The 17,274-nt window shown below is 52.3% G+C and carries 14 protein-coding genes; 9 read left to right on the top strand and 5 right to left on the bottom strand.

Annotated features, from left to right (window positions below; all coding sequences use genetic code 11):
- Positions 1-46 precede the first annotated feature (46 nt).
- Entirely contained in the window at positions 47-958 is a 912-nt protein-coding gene (locus C5O23_RS09825) for an FKBP-type peptidyl-prolyl cis-trans isomerase (protein WP_107032771.1), read from the top strand.
- Between the two features lie 75 nt (positions 959-1,033).
- On the opposite strand, the gene C5O23_RS09820 is transcribed toward C5O23_RS09825, so the two are convergent.
- From C5O23_RS09820 to C5O23_RS09810, 3 genes are all read right to left on the bottom strand, one after another.
- Positions 1,034-2,230: an SU10 major capsid protein gene (locus tag C5O23_RS09820; protein ID WP_107032770.1), complete on the bottom strand. Its 1,197-nt coding sequence runs from the start codon at positions 2,228-2,230 to the stop codon at positions 1,034-1,036.
- A 34-nt stretch (positions 2,231-2,264) separates the two neighbouring features.
- Entirely contained in the window at positions 2,265-2,513 is a 249-nt protein-coding gene (locus C5O23_RS09815) for a hypothetical protein (protein ID WP_107032769.1), read from the bottom strand.
- Positions 2,514-2,758: 245 nt separating this feature from the next.
- The gene (locus C5O23_RS09810; RefSeq protein ID WP_107032768.1) at positions 2,759-3,883 is read right to left on the bottom strand and encodes an OmpA family protein; all 1,125 of its coding nucleotides are present in this window, start codon (positions 3,881-3,883) and stop codon (positions 2,759-2,761) included.
- Between the two features lie 468 nt (positions 3,884-4,351).
- On the opposite strand from C5O23_RS09810, the gene C5O23_RS09805 reads away from it, so the two are divergent.
- The 8 genes from C5O23_RS09805 to C5O23_RS09770 all read left to right on the top strand — a co-directional run bounded on the left by C5O23_RS09805 (position 4,352) and on the right by C5O23_RS09770 (position 14,112).
- Positions 4,352-5,074, top strand: a complete 723-nt coding sequence (locus C5O23_RS09805; RefSeq protein WP_107032767.1) for an NUDIX hydrolase — start codon at positions 4,352-4,354, stop codon at positions 5,072-5,074.
- 80 nt (positions 5,075-5,154) lie between these two features.
- Entirely contained in the window at positions 5,155-6,639 is a 1,485-nt protein-coding gene (locus tag C5O23_RS09800; protein ID WP_107032766.1) for a xylulokinase, read from the top strand.
- A 76-nt stretch (positions 6,640-6,715) separates the two neighbouring features.
- Positions 6,716-8,032, top strand: coding sequence for a xylose isomerase (gene xylA, locus C5O23_RS09795; protein ID WP_107032765.1), 1,317 nt, complete (start codon positions 6,716-6,718; stop codon positions 8,030-8,032).
- Between the two features lie 97 nt (positions 8,033-8,129).
- On the top strand, positions 8,130-9,611 hold the full coding sequence (gene xylE, locus C5O23_RS09790; RefSeq protein ID WP_107032764.1) for a D-xylose transporter XylE: 1,482 nt from the start codon (positions 8,130-8,132) through the stop codon (positions 9,609-9,611).
- Between the two features lie 64 nt (positions 9,612-9,675).
- Positions 9,676-11,214, top strand: coding sequence for an alpha-N-arabinofuranosidase (locus tag C5O23_RS09785; RefSeq protein WP_107032763.1), 1,539 nt, complete (start codon positions 9,676-9,678; stop codon positions 11,212-11,214).
- A gap of 108 nt (positions 11,215-11,322) precedes the next feature.
- Positions 11,323-11,991, top strand: a complete 669-nt coding sequence (locus C5O23_RS09780; protein WP_107032762.1) for a bifunctional 4-hydroxy-2-oxoglutarate aldolase/2-dehydro-3-deoxy-phosphogluconate aldolase — start codon at positions 11,323-11,325, stop codon at positions 11,989-11,991.
- Positions 11,992-12,113: 122 nt separating this feature from the next.
- Positions 12,114-13,277, top strand: coding sequence for a mannonate dehydratase (gene uxuA / locus C5O23_RS09775; RefSeq protein WP_107032761.1), 1,164 nt, complete (start codon positions 12,114-12,116; stop codon positions 13,275-13,277).
- A 22-nt stretch (positions 13,278-13,299) separates the two neighbouring features.
- Complete coding sequence (locus C5O23_RS09770; protein WP_107032760.1) at positions 13,300-14,112, top strand: SDR family oxidoreductase; 813 nt, start codon at positions 13,300-13,302, stop codon at positions 14,110-14,112.
- Between the two features lie 100 nt (positions 14,113-14,212).
- Here C5O23_RS09770 and rbr read toward each other — a convergent pair whose 3' ends face one another.
- Entirely contained in the window at positions 14,213-14,797 is a 585-nt protein-coding gene (gene rbr, locus C5O23_RS09765) for a rubrerythrin (protein ID WP_107032759.1), read from the bottom strand.
- A 175-nt stretch (positions 14,798-14,972) separates the two neighbouring features.
- On the bottom strand, positions 14,973-16,820 hold the full coding sequence (gene glmS / locus C5O23_RS09760) for a glutamine--fructose-6-phosphate transaminase (isomerizing) (protein ID WP_107032758.1): 1,848 nt from the start codon (positions 16,818-16,820) through the stop codon (positions 14,973-14,975).
- Positions 16,821-17,274: the final 454 nt, after the last annotated feature.

Below are 17,274 nucleotides of genomic sequence, written 5' to 3'. Positions count from 1 at the left end.
TTTGGAATAGAAACAACACCATATTAAAATAACAATTACAAAGTTTATGAAAAAACTTCTCATGGTATGCGGCGTCGCCGCTATGATGTTTGGTGCTACTTCATGCAACAAGACATCTTCTTCTGACAATGCCAACCAAGGTTTTGGCGACTCTCTCTCTGTTGCGATGGGTTCTGCCCAGGGCAGCCGTCTTCTTTCGGAATATATGACACTTCCCGAAGAGCAGCAGGCCAACTACAAGAAAGACGATATTCTCCGCGGTCTCAAGCAGGCTCTTATGACCGACACTACCCAGCAGGGATATCTGACCGGTTTCCAGTTCGGTATGCAGCTGTTCGGCCAGATTCTCCGCTATGAGGAGGCCGGTGTGCCCATTGACCGCAACAAGCTCTATGAGGCTTATGCCAAGGCGTTCTCTGCCGATTCTGTTGATTCAGATCAGATGCGCGAGCTCCAGACCGAGTTCCAGGCTCTTGCCCAGCAGGCCCAGCAGAAGATGATGGAATACTATCAGAAGCAGGAAGCTGCTGCCCGCGAGGCTAAGGAGAACAGCCCTGAGGCCAAGGAAAACGTGGCCAAGGGTGAGGCTTATCTGAAGGATCAGATGGCTAAAGATCCTGAAATCAAGGTTACTGAGTCGGGTCTCGCCTATAAGGTGATCAAGGCCGGCGAAGGTGAGGCTGTAGGTGCCAACGGCAGCGCAAAGGTTAAATACGTGGGCAAACTCATCGACGGTAAGGAGTTCGACAGCAATTCCGAGGGTGTGGTTATGAACCCCAACCGTGTTGTGCCCGGTTTCGGCGAAGGTCTTTCAATGATGAAGAACGGTTCGAAGTATGTGCTTTATATCCCCGGCAAGCTTGCTTACGGTGTGGATGGCAATCCGCAGGCCGGTATCGCTCCCAATGCGATGCTTGTGTTTGAGGTTGAGACTTCTGACGTGACACCTGCCAAATAACAAGGCTTTATAAAAAGAAAAAATGCCGGAGGGCTCCCGATGCGGGGGCTCTCCGGATTTTTTTGGGCGGCGGGATCAGCGGGCGGTGATGCGCATGTGGGCGTTGGGATGGCGGAGCACAAGGCAGGAGGCTTCGGTGAGGACTACTCCTTCGGTGTTGCGCAACCCCTGTTTGCGGAAGCTGATGCGCTCGGCCGAGAAGGGGACATGGCTGTATTTGGTGAGATATTCGGGGTCGATGACCATGCCGTTGTCAGGCATTCCGCATAGGTCGAAGACTTCGGAGTGGTGCACGTAGAGGGTGCCGAATTTGGTGACTATGAGGTGGAAGTCTATGCCCCAGATGGTTTTCTTCTCGGTGGCGCTTACGGTGCGGACGGCTTTGAAGGTGTTGAGGGCTTCGATTAGTCCTGAGCCGGCTATCAGTACTTTGCGGGCCGATCCGGAGTGTCCGGTGAAGGCTTTTCGGGCGAGCCTGACAATGGCGGTCTCGTCGAAATCGGCAGGGGAGTAGGTGAAGGTGTTGTCGGTCTGGTTCCAGATGCCTCCGGTGAGAAAGACTTCGTCACCCGTGGCTGCGAGTTCGATGCGGGAGCGGGCGCCGAAGAGGAATGATTTTTCCATGCCGAGACGCATGTCCATTATAGCCACTTCTTCCTGGTCGGTGAATTCCCAGCCCACTTCCTTGTCGGCAAGTCGCTGATAGAGACTTTCTTCAACCTGGCTTTTGAAGATCTGGCAGAAGTTGTAGTCTTTGCGCGGGAGGGCGATGAACTGGGTGGTCTGCACGTCGAGCTCGCGGGCGGCACGGCCCATGCGGACCACGGGATCTCCTACTTTCAGGTCGAATGTGGCGGGAGTGCTGTCGGCGTTGACGGGAATGACGGTCAGGGTGTCGGCGCTGATTTCGGTGATGTAGCCCACGAGGGCCTGGCCTTTGTAGCTGCCGGTAGTCACGGAGAGGGTGGGGAGCAGCACTGTTTCGGTTTCGGAGAAGATGGCGCTGTTGGCAACTCTGATCGAGAACTGTTTGCCGGTTTCGACTGACAGCGAGCGGTTGCCTTCGGTGATGTTGGTGCTGCCTTCCTTGGTGTCGACCGAATAGTATTCCACTCGCATCGAGCCGGCGTGGCGGGCGGTGCCGAGGCGTGAGATCTGGTCAAGAGGGGTGGAGGAGGGGCGGATTTTTACAATGCGGCTGTCGATTTCGTTGCGCAGGAGTTCGGGTGAGATCTCATTTGAGAGGGTGGTGGTGAGAATGTTGGGTTCCATAGAGATGGGTTAAAGGTGAAAAAAAGTGGATGGTTCAGTCGGGCCATGCGCTCGGACGCATTGATGCGAGGACGGAGTCTGTGGGGTCGGACTGTGGGGCGGGACGGTCGTGGTCCTCGTGGCGCACGAGTTCCCAGAGGGTGTAGTGGCGCCGCGTGGGTGGCGGGGATGAGGGAGCGGTGTCAGGCAAAGGCGCAGGAGCCGGTTCGGGCTGAACGGAGATGGCGGCTGCAGCAGGTGAGGCGGTGTCGGGGTTCGGTGGGGGTGTCTGAGTTGTTTCCATGAGCTGATGATCGGTTTTTTTGGTGGAGTTGAGATGCGGGTGAATTTTTTTTGGGGGGGAGGGTGCGGGAGTCGGGAGTTGTGTCAGAGGGGCTGTGTGTGGTTGACAATGCAAAGTTAAGGCCGGGTGGAGGCGGTTTTGGTGCGATAATGCGGGGAGGGATGAAATTTTTTCAAAAAAATCCCCTCGCATCCGGCTGGCGGGTGCGAGGGGCAGTGATTGTGTTTCGCTATATTTCAGAGAGATTATTCTTCGAGAGTACAGATGGATACACGGTTCCAGGACTCTTCGGCAAACATGTTGCCGATACCTTCGCCCTTGGCGTCGATGCGGTCAGAGGGAATGTTGTATTTCTTGATAAGAGAATTCTTCACTGATTCGGCGCGGGCTGCAGCGAGGCGTTCGTTGAATTCGAGTGAACCGTCGGGAGAAGCGTAGCCGCGGATCTGGACTTTTGCTTTCGGGTGGTTCTTGAGGTAAGCGGCGATCATTTCGACGTTAGGCATCTGGTCGGCAGTGATCTTGCTTGAACCGATCTTGAAGAAGACGTAGCGCACGGACGAAAGGGTGTTTTCCTTTACAACCTTTGCGGGTTTTGCATTGGCTGCCGCGAGGGCTGCAGTGAGTTCGGCGTTCTTGGCGTTGGCTGCGGCGAGGGCTGCGTCACGTCCGTCGATATCGGCGCGGAGGGTGTTGACTCGGTCGTTGAGGGCGGCGATTTCAGCAGAGTTGTCGACCGGAACCACACATTCGAAGCCGGGGCCGAAGTTGTAGTTGAATCCCACTGCGATGTTGAAGTTGGCGCGTCGGGCGTTGAATCCCATGTTTTTGTATTCCGAATTGTTGCCCGTCAGGTTGAATAGCACGCTCGGCTTGAGGGCGATGGAGACGTTTTCGGAAACATTGAAGTTGAAGTTGAGGCCGAACTTGGTCGAGATGTCGTTGGGGTCGTGGTGGTTTGCGATGTAGTCGCGGCTCCATCCGATGCCGGCCACGGCTTCAAGTCCGAAGGGGCGCGGGTCACAGCTGAATCCCAGGAATGCGTTTGTGAGATTGAAGGTTCCGTAGCCGCCTACATAGGAGTTGTCAAATGCGGTGTGGCTGTGGCGGTGTCCGTTGACCGATGAGGTGTTGATCCCGAATATACCTTCAACGCCTACCCCGAAGAGGGGAGTGAGCTGTTTGCCGAAGTGGAGACCTACTGTAGGACGCATGTTCTGGAAGAAGGAGTGACCCTTCAGTGGAGTTGTCGCACCGACGTCAATGCCGATATTCCAGTTATCACCGAATGTAGGGCGCTCGATAATGTTTTGTGCCGAGGCTCCCATTACACAGCCGGCAAGGGCTGTTGCAACTAAGAATTTTTTCATATCCTTTGCTGTTTTTAGTTGATGTTGAGTAGAGTTTTTTGGTCGTTTTATCTTATAAACAACCTATGGGGTGAGATGGTTTGAAAATTCCGGTTGTGACAGGGACGGCTGATTTGATGGACTTCGTTATATCTATAAATATAGACGTGGCTGAATCCGGCCGGGGATTAGCAAAGTTTAACAGTCGGCTTGCGGGGCAGAGGCCGCGGGAGGCTTATTGTCAAATATACCCTAAGCCTGCGGGCGGCGTAAGCTATCTAAGCGCACGGCAGACAGTGATTTTGAGGCAGCGGCCGTGTTGGCCGGCAGGTCTTATTGTAACGGGCACACGAAGAACGGGGATATTGTCATGGTTAAGAAAACTAAAAGGATAGATTTTAATGTTTTAAAACATATTTTTCCGGGAAATTTTATTGTTGGAAAATTTGTACTTTTGTCAGTGTAAGCTAAAAACCTAATCAAAAGCCTATAGAAAACATGTCAACTCCTCTGGCAAACAATCATATCTCTGTTGACTGCGTGGTTTTCGGATTCGACGGCACTGATCTGCGTGTGCTCCTTGTGAAGCGCAGTGGAAGTGACGATGGCGGAGACTACAATGATATGAAACTCCCCGGCAGTCTTATTTATCGTGATGAAGACCTTGATGAAGCCGCAGGCCGTGTGCTCGAAGAGCTGACAGGAATCAAAGATCTGAGCCTGACGCAGTTCAAGGCCTTCGGCTCGAAAGACCGCACCAGCAATCCCCGCGATGTGCTCTGGCTTGAGAGAGCGCAGAAAGAGCATGTGGAGCTGATTGTCACCATAGCCTATTTCGCGCTTGTGAAACTCGACAAAGCTTTGGAGAAAACAGTGGACCCCGCCCAGGCACAGTGGTGCCGGATCGATGACATAGGACCTCTGGCTTTTGACCATAACCTTATTATAGAGGAGGCCCGGAAAGCCATACGCCGTGAAGCTGACAACAACAGGGCTCTGCTTTTCGATCTGCTGCCTAAGAAATTCACGGCCTCGCAGCTGCGCAAACTCTCGGAGATCATCAACGGAAAGACTCTTGATGTTAGAAATTTTCACAAAAAGATAGCCCAGATGCCTTACATAGTGCCTCTTGACGAAAAGCAGCAGGGAGTCTCGCACCGCGCAGCCCGCTTCTACCGCTTCGACCGGAAGGCTTACACCGTGATGAGATAGAACCCAGCCGCAGCCTTCTCAGACACAGAAAAATTTAACGTAAATCACCAATTAATAAAAAACACAGACAGGAAACGATTATGTATCTATTAGGATATGACATAGGCAGCTCGTCAGTGAAAGCGAGCCTCGTCAATGCCGAGACCGGCAAGACCGTAGCTTCTGATTTCTATCCCAAGACAGAAGCCGAGATAATAGCCGTCAAGGCCGGATGGGCCGAACAGCGCCCCCAGCAGTGGTGGGATTGCCTGAAACACGCCACCGCAAGCATCATGGCAAGTTCAGGAATCGACCCCAAAGAAATCAAAGCCATCGGCATTTCCTATCAGATGCACGGCCTTGTGCTCGTAGACAAAGACAAGCAGCCCCTGCGTCCGGCCATCATCTGGTGTGACTCGCGCGGTGTGCCCTATGGCGAAAAGGCCTTCGGAGCACTCGGCGAAGAAAAATGTCTGAGCCACATACTCAACTCTCCGGGCAACTTCACAGCCACAAAACTGGCCTGGGTGAAAGAAAACGAGCCTGAACTCTTCGAGAAGATCTATAAGATAATGCTTCCCGGCGACTACGTGGCCATGCGTCTGACCGACCGCATCTGCACCACTGTGTCAGGCCTTTCGGAAATGATGCTCTGGGACTTCAAAGAAGGCAAGGTGGCAGACTTCCTGCTGGAATATTTCGGATATGACGCCGACATAATACCTGAGATAGTGCCGACATTCTCTGTCCAGGGCCTTGTGAGCGCGGAAGCCGCAGCCGAGCTCGGTCTGGCCGAGGGAATCCCCGTCAGCTACCGTGCCGGCGACCAGCCCAACAACGCTCTGTCGCTCAACGTGTTCAACCCCGGTGAAATTGCTTCTACAGCAGGAACATCCGGAGTAGTCTACGGCGTGCTCGGCGAGGTTAACTACGACCTGAAGAGCCGCGTCAACACCTTTGCCCATGTCAACCATACCAATGACCGGACCCGCCTCGGAGTGCTGCTCTGCATCAACGGAACCGGCATCCTCAACTCATGGAGCAAGCGCACTGTGGCCCCTGAAGGCATCGGCTATGCCGAGATGAACGATGTAGCCGCCCAGGCTCCTATCGGTGCCGCCGGTGTGTCGGTGATTCCTTTCGGCAACGGAGCCGAGCGAGTGCTGCAGAACAAGGAAGTCAACTGCTCGATCCACGGCGTGAACTTCCTTACCCACAACAAATCGCATCTGCTTCGCGCCGCTCAGGAGGGCATCGTGTTCTCATTCATGTATGGCATGGAGATCATGGAGCAGATGGGCATGCCGATCAACAAGATCCACGCCGGACACGCCAACATGTTCCTCAGCCCGCTTTTCCGCAACACTCTTGCCGGAGTCAGCGGAGCCACAATCGAGCTTTATGACACAGACGGCTCTGTAGGCGCCGCAAAGGGCGCCGGAATGGGTGCCAGAATCTATAAGGACAACAACGAGGCTTTCGCTTCGCTGGAAAAAATCGAGGTCATCGAACCGGTGGCCGCTGACCGCCAGGCCTACGTCGAGGCTTATGCCCTCTGGAAAGAACGCCTGATGCGTGAGCTTTAAAAAAACGTCCTTCTTTCAGACTGAAAATCAAAAAACAGAAATCAATAAATAAAAATCATCCAATTACCTTATTATTATGGCAGTAAAAGAATATTTTCCCGGTATCGGAAAAATCAAGTTCGAAGGCAAGGAATCAAAGAATCCTATGGCCTACCGTTATTATGACGCTGAAAAAGTGATCCTCGGCAAGCCCATGAAAGAATGGCTCAAGTTTGCGATGGCCTGGTGGCACACTCTCTGTGCTGAAGGAGGCGACCAGTTCGGCGGATCTTCAAAGAAATTCCCCTGGAACGAAGGTGCTGACGCTTTGACAATCGCAAAGCAGAAGGCTGACGCAGGTTTCGAGTTCATGCAGAAGATGGGCATCGAATATTTCTGCTTCCATGACGTAGACCTCGTAGATGAAGGCTGCTCTGTAGAGGAATATGAGCACAACATGAAGGAAATCGTAGCTTATCTCAAGGGCAAGATGGCCGAAACCGGCATCAAGAACCTCTGGGGTACTGCAAATGTGTTCAGCAACGGCCGTTACATGAACGGTGCAGCTACCAACCCTGACTTCGACGTTGTGGCCCGCGCAGCTGTCCAGATCAAGAACGCTATCGATGCCACTATCGAACTCGGCGGTACAAACTACGTGTTCTGGGGTGGCCGCGAAGGTTACATGAGCCTCCTCAACACCGATCAGAAGCGTGAAAAGGAACACCTCGCAACCATGCTCCGTCTGGCCCGCGACTATGCCCGTTCAAAAGGCTTCACCGGCACATTCCTCATCGAGCCCAAGCCTATGGAACCCAGCAAGCACCAGTATGACGTTGACAGCGAAACTGTTATCGGCTTCCTCAAGCAGCACGGTCTTGACAAGGACTTCAAGCTCAACATCGAAGTTAACCACGCAACTCTCGCCGGCCACACATTTGAACACGAACTCGCAGTGGCTGTGGACAACGGTATGCTCGGCTCGATCGACGCAAACCGCGGCGACTATCAGAACGGCTGGGATACCGACCAGTTCCCCATCGACAACTTCGAACTCATCCAGGCCATGATGCAGATCATCCGCAACGGCGGTCTCGGCAACGGCGGTACAAACTTCGACGCAAAGACCCGTCGCAACTCTACCGATCTCGAAGACATCTTCATCGCCCACATCGCAGGCATGGATGCTATGGCCCGCGCACTTGAAAGCGCAGCCGCTCTTCTCGAAGAATCACCCTACAAGGATATGCTCCGCGAACGCTACGCATCATTCGATGCCGGCAAGGGCAAGGACTTCGAAGAAGGCAAGCTGACTCTCGAAGACGTATATGCTTACGGCAAGGAAGTAGGCGAACCCAAGCGCACTTCCGGCAAGCAGGAACTCTACGAGGCTATCGTGGCAATGTACTGCTGATAGGCCCGACCAGATTTTCAGGGAATGTTCGTGTGGCTTTTAGGACGCCACACGGGCATTTCCCTTATTCTCTTCATCCAAAACTTCTTACCACACCATGAATTATCCCCAGAATGGAAGCAAGACTTATCTTTTTTCGATAGTACTTGTCGCAGTGCTCGGAGGCCTGCTTTTCGGCTATGACACAGCCGTTATTTCAGGAGCTGAAAAAGGTCTTCAGGCATTTTTCCTCGGAGCAAAAGATTTTGTTTATACAGACACAATTCACGGCATCACTTCGTCAAGCGCGTTGTTGGGCTGTATCATAGGCAGTGCCATTTCCGGCTTCTTCGCATCTTATTTCGGCCGCAAGCGCTCGCTTGCAATAGCCGGAGTGTTCTTTTTCCTTTCGGCGCTCGGCAGCTATTACCCGGAATTCATGCTTTTTGATCATGGCGTTCCTTCGGCAAGTCTGCTGGTCGCTTTTAATTTTTATCGTATTCTCGGCGGTATCGGCGTGGGTTTGGCCTCGGCCATCTGCCCGATGTATATAGCCGAAGTCGCTCCTTCGAATATCCGAGGCACACTCGTGTCGTGGAACCAGTTTGCCATCATCTTCGGTCAGCTTGTAGTATATTTTGTCAACTTCCTCATCCTCGGCGAACACACTCAGCCCATCATTGAGAAAATCAGCGAGACAATCTATCAGGTTTCTGACAAATCAGACCTCTGGACCATTCAGACCGGATGGCGCTACATGTTCGGCAGCGAGGCTTTTGTAGCCGGCATCTTCACCATACTTGTGTGTCTGGTCCCTGAGTCGCCCCGCTATCTCGCGCTCGTAGGCAAAGACGAAAAGGCCCTTATGGTGCTTTCGCATATCAACGGTTATGAAAAGGCCAAAGAGGTTCTCAGTCAGATCAAGCAGACCGTCGAGGTCAAGAGCGAGAAGCTTTTCTCTTTCGGCGTGATGGTTATCTTTGTCGGCGTGATGCTTTCTGTGTTCCAGCAGGCCGTAGGTATCAACGCTGTGCTTTACTATGCTCCGCGTATTTTCGAATCGATGAACATGGGTAACCCGATGGTTCAGACCGTCATCATGGGCATTGTCAACATCACCTTCACTCTTGTCGCTGTATTCTCCGTCGAGAAACTCGGCCGCAAGCCTCTGCTCATATGGGGCTCAATCGGCATGGCTGTCGGTGCGTTCGGCGTAGCTGCCTCCAACCTTGTGGAAGTCAATCCGCTCGTGCCCGTGGTTTCTATCATGGTCTACTCGGCTTCGTTTATGTTCTCATGGGGCCCGATCTGCTGGGTGCTCATCGCCGAAATTTTTCCCAACACCATCCGCTCAGCTGCGGTGGCTATCGCCGTTGCCTTCCAGTGGATCTTCAACTTCATAGTGTCGTCAACATTCGTTCCGATGTACAACATGACTCTCGGCGACATGGGCGACAAGTTCGGCCATATGTTCGCCTATGCGCTCTACGGTGTGATCTGTATCGTAGCCGCATGGTTTGTTGCCTCTCTTGTGCCTGAGACCAAGGGCAAGACTCTTGAGGATATGACAAACCTCTGGCGCAAGCGCGACGGCAAATAAGAACAGTTTTTTTACAACCTCTAAATTTTCTGACGGGTTACAATTTCTAAAGTTAAATAAGATTATGAATATTAAATCATTATCATTAGCATTTGCCACAGCCGCATTATCGCTGACTGCCGCTGCGGCCGGAAAAGTTAATGTCAGCCTGAATCCCACAGACTCGGCTCCTGTGATCGAACCAGAAATCTACGGTCAGTTCACCGAACATCTCGGCCGTTGCATCTATGGCGGCATATGGGTAGGGGAGGATTCTGAAATTCCCAATACCAGAGGCTATCGCAACGATGTGCTGGAAGCCATCCGTGAGCTCAAGGTGCCCGTGATGCGCTGGCCCGGCGGATGTTTCGCCGATGAATATCACTGGATGGACGGAATCGGTCCGCGCGAGCAGCGTCCGAGAATGGTCAACACCAACTGGGGCGGCACCGTGGAGGACAATTCATTCGGCACCCATGAGTTCCTTGATCTCTGTGAACTCACCGGCGTGGAGCCGTATATCAGCGGTAATGTCGGAAGCGGTTCGGTCGAGGAACTTGCCAAATGGGTGGAATATATGACAGCCAATGACGGCCCTATGGCAAAACTTCGCAAGGAAAACGGTCGCGAAAAGCCCTGGAAACTCAAATATCTCGGTATCGGCAACGAAACCTGGGGCTGCGGCGGCAACATGACTCCCGAATATTATTCGGATATCTATCGCCGTTACGCTACCTACTGCCGCAATTTCAACGGCAACCAGCTCTATAAGATCGGCTGTGGTGCGGATGCCTATAACTACAACTGGACAGATGTCTGCATGAAGAATGCCGGGCGCATGATGGACGGTATCTCGCTTCACTACTATTGTGTCGACGACTGGTCCAATAAAGGCGCGGCACGCGAATTTGATCAGGATGGATACTATTGGCTCATGGGCAAAGCATTTGATATCGATACCCTTATCAGAGCCCACTCGCAGATCATGGACAAGTATGATCCGGAAAAGCGTGTAGGCCTCCTCGTTGACGAATGGGGCACATGGTGGGAAGTGGAACCCGGAACAAATCCCGGACACCTCTATCAGCAGAACACCATGCGCGACGCGCTCGTGGCAGCTCTGTCGCTCAACGTCTTCAACTCTCACGCTGACCGTGTGCGCATGGCCAACATAGCCCAGTTTGCCAACGTGCTTCAGGCCATGCTCCTGACCAAGGATGAATTCATGGTAAAGACCCCCACATTCTATGTGTTCAAGAGCTATGCCGCCCATCAGGGAGCCCGTCTGGTGCCGCTCACCACTGACGCCGGGCTGATGACCGTAAGAAAAGGCCGTACGGTGCCCGTGCTGACGGCTTCGGCTTCGGTCAAAGACGGTGTGACCACTGTGTCTCTTGTCAATGTCCTGCTTGACAAACCGCAGGAAGTAGTCATTGATCTCGGTGGCATCAAGGCCTCGAAGGTCAGCGGCGAAGTACTGACAGCGGCCGACGTGCATGACTATAACGATTTCGGGCAGGCTGAAAAGGTGGCTCTGAAGCCTTTCTCTGGTGCGAAAATCAAGAACGGCAAGGTCACTCTGACAATGCCGGCCCACTCGATAGTCACTCTGAGTCTGAACTGACAGATCATTTGGCAGGGAGGCTACAATAAGAGGCTCCCTGCCTACGTTTTATTCTTTGGAAGAATTTATACCAAATCGTACAATCAATTATTACCTTCAATCACAAAAATGGCTAAATTTGATAAAATCGCAGTTCTCGCCAAGATGGGCGAGACCGGTGTTGTCCCGGTGTTCTATCACAAGGATGCTGAAGTGGCAAAACAAGTAGTGAAAGCCTGCTATGACGGAGGCGTGCGCGCTTTCGAATTCACTAACCGAGGCGACTTTGCTCACGAGGTCTTTGCAGAAGTTGTTAAATTCGCTGCCAAGGAATGCCCTGACATGGCAATGGGTGTAGGCTCTATCGTTGATCCCGCCACTGCCGCTCTCTATATCCAGCTTGGCGCCTGCTTCATTGTCGGCCCGCTCTTCAACCCCGAAGTGTCGCGCGTCTGCAACCGCCGTCTCGTTCCCTACACCCCCGGCTGTGGCACAGTAAGTGAAGTCGGTGCAGCTCAGGAAACCGGCTGTGACCTCTGCAAGTGCTTCCCCGGCGACGTTCTCGGCACCAAGTTTGTCAAAGGTCTTCTCGCTCCGATGCCCTGGACCAAGCTCATGGTCACCGGTGGCGTTGAACCGACCAAGGAAAATATCGAAGGTTGGATCAAGGCCGGCGTATGGTGTGTCGGAATGGGATCCAAGCTCTTCCCGAAAGATCGCGTAGCCGCTCAGGACTGGGCATATGTGACCGAAAAATGTCGCGAAGCCCTCTCTTATGTGGCTGAAGCCCGTAAATAATTCAGATGATCTCCTGACATCAATATCGCTGACGGCGTGTTTCTGGTTGGATTTTCGATCCGGAACACGCCGTCAGGGTTTTTTAAGAGTTTCATAGAAATACAATTTTTACAAGTAATTTAATGGAAAAGACATGGCGTTGGTTTGGCCCTAATGACAAGATCACTCTTGAAATGCTCCGTCAGATCGGAGTAGAGGGCATCGTGACCGCTCTCCATCATATTCCCAACGGAGAGGTGTGGTCACTTGACGAAGTGAATCGGATGAAAGACTTTATCGAGGCCGCAGGTCTACGCTGGAGCGTGGTCGAGAGTCTTCCGGTTTCAGAGTCGATAAAATATGGCGGTGAAGACCGCGATCAGCTGATTGAAAACTACAAGGAATCGCTGCGCAATCTCGGCAAATCGGGAATCAGGACCGTCTGCTACAACTTTATGCCTGTCCTCGACTGGGCGCGTACAGATCTTGAATATCCGAATCCCGACGGAACCTCCAATCTCTATTTCAACCTCGGCGAATTCGCTTATTTCGATATCCATATTCTGCATCGCAAAGATGCTGCCCGCGATTATGATGAAGTAACTCTTGCCCGTGTCGACGAACTCCGCAAAGTCATGACACCGGAAGGGAAGAAGCGCCTGGTTGACAACATCATTGTCAAAACCCAGGGCTTTGTCAACGGAAACATTTCTGAAAACGATCTTGATCCCGTGCAAAAATTCCGTGACCTTCTTGCCCTCTATGACGGCATCGACGCCGGCAAACTCCGTGAGAATATGGCCTACTTCCTGAATGCCATCATGCCGGTCTGCTGTGAATATGACATAAACATGTGCGTGCATCCCGATGATCCCCCACGGCCGATTCTCGGCCTGCCGCGAATCGTAACCTGCGATGCAGACATCCGGGCGTTTCTTGACGCCGTGCCTGATTCGCACAACGGTCTGACTTTCTGCGCAGGCTCGCTCAGCGCCGGTGTCCACAACGATATCCCCGCTCTGGCCCGCAAATATGCCTCCCGCACTCATTTTGTCCATGCTCGGATCTGCAACGTGCTCCCCAACGGCGATTTCAAAGAGTCGACCCATCTCGATCAGCGCCTGATCGACGTAGTGCGCACTTTCGAGCGTGAGCGTCCCGGTGTCCCGATGCGTGTTGACCACGCTCCGCTTATGCTCGGTGATGAAAAGATGGGCTACAATGCCGGCTACTCTTTCCACGGACGTATGCTCGCTCTCGGAATGGTTTCAGGCATAATGGCCACAGTCCACACAGAGAATACCTAACATAGAAATAAAGAAAAAGATAATGAACGAATTGTTTTCAGTAAAAGACCAGGTGGTGGTCATCACCGGCGGCACCGGTGTGCTCGGCCGCTGCATTGCCGAATATCTTGCCACAGAAGGAGCCAAAGTCGTGATTCTCGGTCGCCGTAAGGAAGAGGGCGATGAGATCGTAGCTGAAATCGCTGCCAAAGGCGGAGAAGCCATGTTTCTTGTGACAGATGTCATGAACGCTGAAGTCCTGCAGGCCAACTGCGACGAAATCATGGCGAAATATGGTCGTGTCGATGCTCTTCTCAACGCTGCCGGCGGGAATATGCCGGGTGCCACTATAGCTCCGACCGGCAATTTCTTCGATGTAGAGATCGAGGCCTTCAAGACTGTGCTCAATCTCAACTTGACAGGCACGGTGCTTCCCACCCAGATTTTCCTGCGCCCGATGGTAGAGGCCGGTAAGGGCTCTATAGTCAACTTCTCGTCGATGGCGGCATTCCGCCCGATGACCCGTGTACTCGGCTATGCCGCAGCCAAGGCCGGAATCTCTAACTTCACTGCTTTCCTTGCAAATGAGGTAGCCACGAAGTTCACTCCCTCGATCCGCGTCAATGCTATCGCTCCCGGCTTCTTCCTCACCAACCAGAACCGTGCGCTTCTGACCAACCCTGACGGATCTCTGACCCAGAGAGGTGCCGATGTAATTCGCCAGACTCCCTTCAAGCGCTTCGGCAAGCCGGAAGAATTGTGTGGAACCATCCAGTATCTCATCTCTGACGCCGCAAGTTTTGTCACTGGAACTGTAGCAGTGGTCGACGGCGGCTTCAACGCCTTTGCCATGTAACGGACATATTTCATCTTATAAAGTCATGGCCGTGCCGCATAGGGCATAGCCATGACTTTTATATTATAGCCGGTATATTTATAGCCGGAAGCCTCTGGTCTTAGAGTTCGTCCATGTCAAGTGCGATGTAGTGCTGATAGGGATGATCGCAGGCAGGACATACTTTGGGCGGTTCCTTGCCTTCAAACACATAGCCGCAGACCAGACACTGCCATTTGATCTTATGGTCGCGTTTCCAGACTGTGCCGTCCTTGACCTGTTTCAGATAGGCCTCGAAGCGGGCTTTGTGGCGGGTTTCGATTTCTGCGATAGCACGGAAATGTTCCGCGATTTCCGGAAATCCTTCCTTGTCGGCCACCTTGGCTGCATTGGTGTACATCTTGATGCCCTCGTTCTGTTCTTCCTTGATGGCGATCTCCAGATTTTCAGCGGTGCTTCCTATGACACCGGCATCCACATCCATATTCGCGCCGACAACTCCGCCCTCAAGAAATTTGAAGAAAACTTTGCCGTGGCGCATCTCATTGTCGGCTGTATTGCGGAAAATCTCGCCGATCGGAAAATAGTTTTCCTTGTCGGCCTGTGATGCGTAGAAGTTGTAGCGGGTGTAAGCGCTTGATTCAGCCATATAGGCTATCACCAGATTTTTTTCGGTTTCTGTGCCTTTGATACTTTTTTTAGCCATAGTATTATAATATGTTTTTGAGTGTTGTGTGTTGTTTTGTTTGTAAATTTCCTTGTCCTATATAAACCTCCGCGGTAACAGAAAGGTTGAGTCGGGAGATCAAAAAAGAGCAGCTGCCGTCGGCCCGGTGGCTCGGCGGCAGTTGCTCTTTATATAATTAGGTGGTAGACCGGATTTATTCCACGGTTACTGATTTTGCAAGGTTGCGGGGCTGGTCTACATCTTTGCCCTTGTTGACGGCAATGTAGTAGGCGAGCAGCTGCAAGGGTATCGAAGCCACGAGCGGAGTGAGACATTCGGGAACTTCGGGTATCTCGATGCAGAAGTCGGCAATATCATTCATGGCCTTGTTGCCCTTCGAAACGATGGCCACAACAGCACCTCCGCGTGATTTCACCTGCTGCACATTCGAAATGATCTTGTCATAGAGCGAGTCGCTCGGAGCGATGATCACACTCGGCATGTCATGGTCGATCAGTGCGATCGGGCCGTGCTTCATCTCGGCTGCGGGATAGCCCTCGGCGTGGATGTAGGAAATCTCTTTCAGTTTCAGAGCGCCTTCGAGCGCAGTGGGGTAGTTGTAGCCGCGGCCGAGATAGAGGAAATTGTGGGCATAGGAGAAGATGCGTGAGAGTTTCTTAACTTCCGTATCCACCTTAAGAGCCTCCTCGATGGTTTCGGGGATTTTGTCGAGAGCCGAGAGTACTTCATGGAGTGTGGCGTCATCAATGGCCCCGCGGAGATGGCCCACGGAAAGAGCGAGCAGCGTCAGCACTGTCACCTGACCGGTGAATGCCTTGGTTGATGCGACGCCGATCTCCGGACCTACGTGAATGTAGGTTCCTGAATCGGTGGTGCGGGGAATGGATGCTCCGACCACGTTGCAGATGCCATAGACAAACGCACCCTTGGCTTTGGCAAGCTCGATGGCAGCCAGAGTGTCGGCGGTTTCGCCTGACTGGCTGATGGAGATGACGATGTCTTTTTCGTTAAGCACCGGATTGCCGTAGCGGAATTCAGAAGCATATTCCACTTCGACAGGCATTTTGCAGAAGTCCTGGATCAGACGCTTGCCGATCAGTGCGGCATGCCATGATGTTCCGCAGGCCACGAGAGTGATGCGTTCGGCTGATTTGAAGCGCTCCTGGTTGAGATCGACTCCTGAGAGGGTCACCCGGCGGCAATTGTCCACGATACGTCCGCGCAGACAGTCGCGCAGTGTAGAGGGCTGCTCGAAAATTTCTTTAAGCATGAACGTGTCATAGCCTCCCTTTTCAAGCTGGGCAAGTGACAGTTTTAACTTCTGGATATTGATTGTGGAGGGCTCGTTGTTGAACAGTGAGAGCACCTGCACGGGTTCGCCGCGACGGATCACGCCGATTTCGTTGTCCTTGAGATAGATCACCTGGTCTGTATAGCCCACTATGGGTGTGGCGTCAGATGCGATGAATGTTTCATCCTCGCCCACACCGATTACCAGGGGAGAACTTTTGCGGGCCACTATCAGGGTGTCGGGCTCGTTCTGTTCTACTACAGCGATCGCATACGCGCCGTCAACCTGAAGGAGGGCTTCGCGCACAGCTTCAAGCAGAGTGCATGATGAGGTGAGTTTGATATATTCTATAAGCTGCACCAGCACTTCGGTGTCGGTTTCGCTTTTGAATTCATAGCCATGCTCCATGAGCACCTTCTTCAGCACGGCGTAGTTTTCGATCGTACCGTTGTGTACCAGTGCGATCATGCCGCTCTGCGACATGTGGGGGTGAGCATTGATGTCATTGGGTTCGCCGTGTGTGGCCCAGCGGGTATGGGCGATGCCGAGATGGCCTTCGACGTTAGCGCCGGAAGCAATGCTCTCAAGATTTGACACCTTGCCCTGTGATTTATGTATCTTCAGTTTTCCGTCGCAATCCACCAGAGCCACGCCGGCGCTGTCATAACCACGGTACTCAAGACGCTTGAGACCTTGAATCAGGATGTCATAAGCTCGGTTTGAACCGATATAGCCAACAATTCCGCACATAAGTTGTATAAAAAAAGTTGTGTTTTAGTGTCGTCTTTCACAAATTCCCCTTTTTGAGACAGTGATAATCTGACTGATTAAGAAATTAAATTATAAACATGATTAATATTGAAGCCAAAGTCTGAACGGGATGAAATCAGCGTATTCCGGAGCATAACGGTTAAAAAATGCTGATGCCAGCGGATCGAGAAATCATACCTAAGGATGCTGAACCCGAACTTAACTCAAATATTTTGCAAAGGTAGGATATTTAAGCCGATTTTCCAACTGATTTATTATTATATAATGTAAGATTGACTGAAGTGTTAAAATTCTGTTAAAATGCCGTGAAAAATTTGGAGGGAATTAGGGAAATGTCTACCTTTGCACTCGCTTTTGAGAAGCAAGGCCTGCAGCGGCAGACTGATAGAAGATATAACGCTGGAAATGGTAGATCGGTTCGCCGGTCAAATCT

Origin of the sequence: Duncaniella muris, from assembly GCF_003024805.1 — a bacterium.
GTDB classification, from domain to species: domain Bacteria; phylum Bacteroidota; class Bacteroidia; order Bacteroidales; family Muribaculaceae; genus Duncaniella; species Duncaniella muris.
This window is presented reverse-complemented; position numbering and strand designations above follow the sequence as displayed.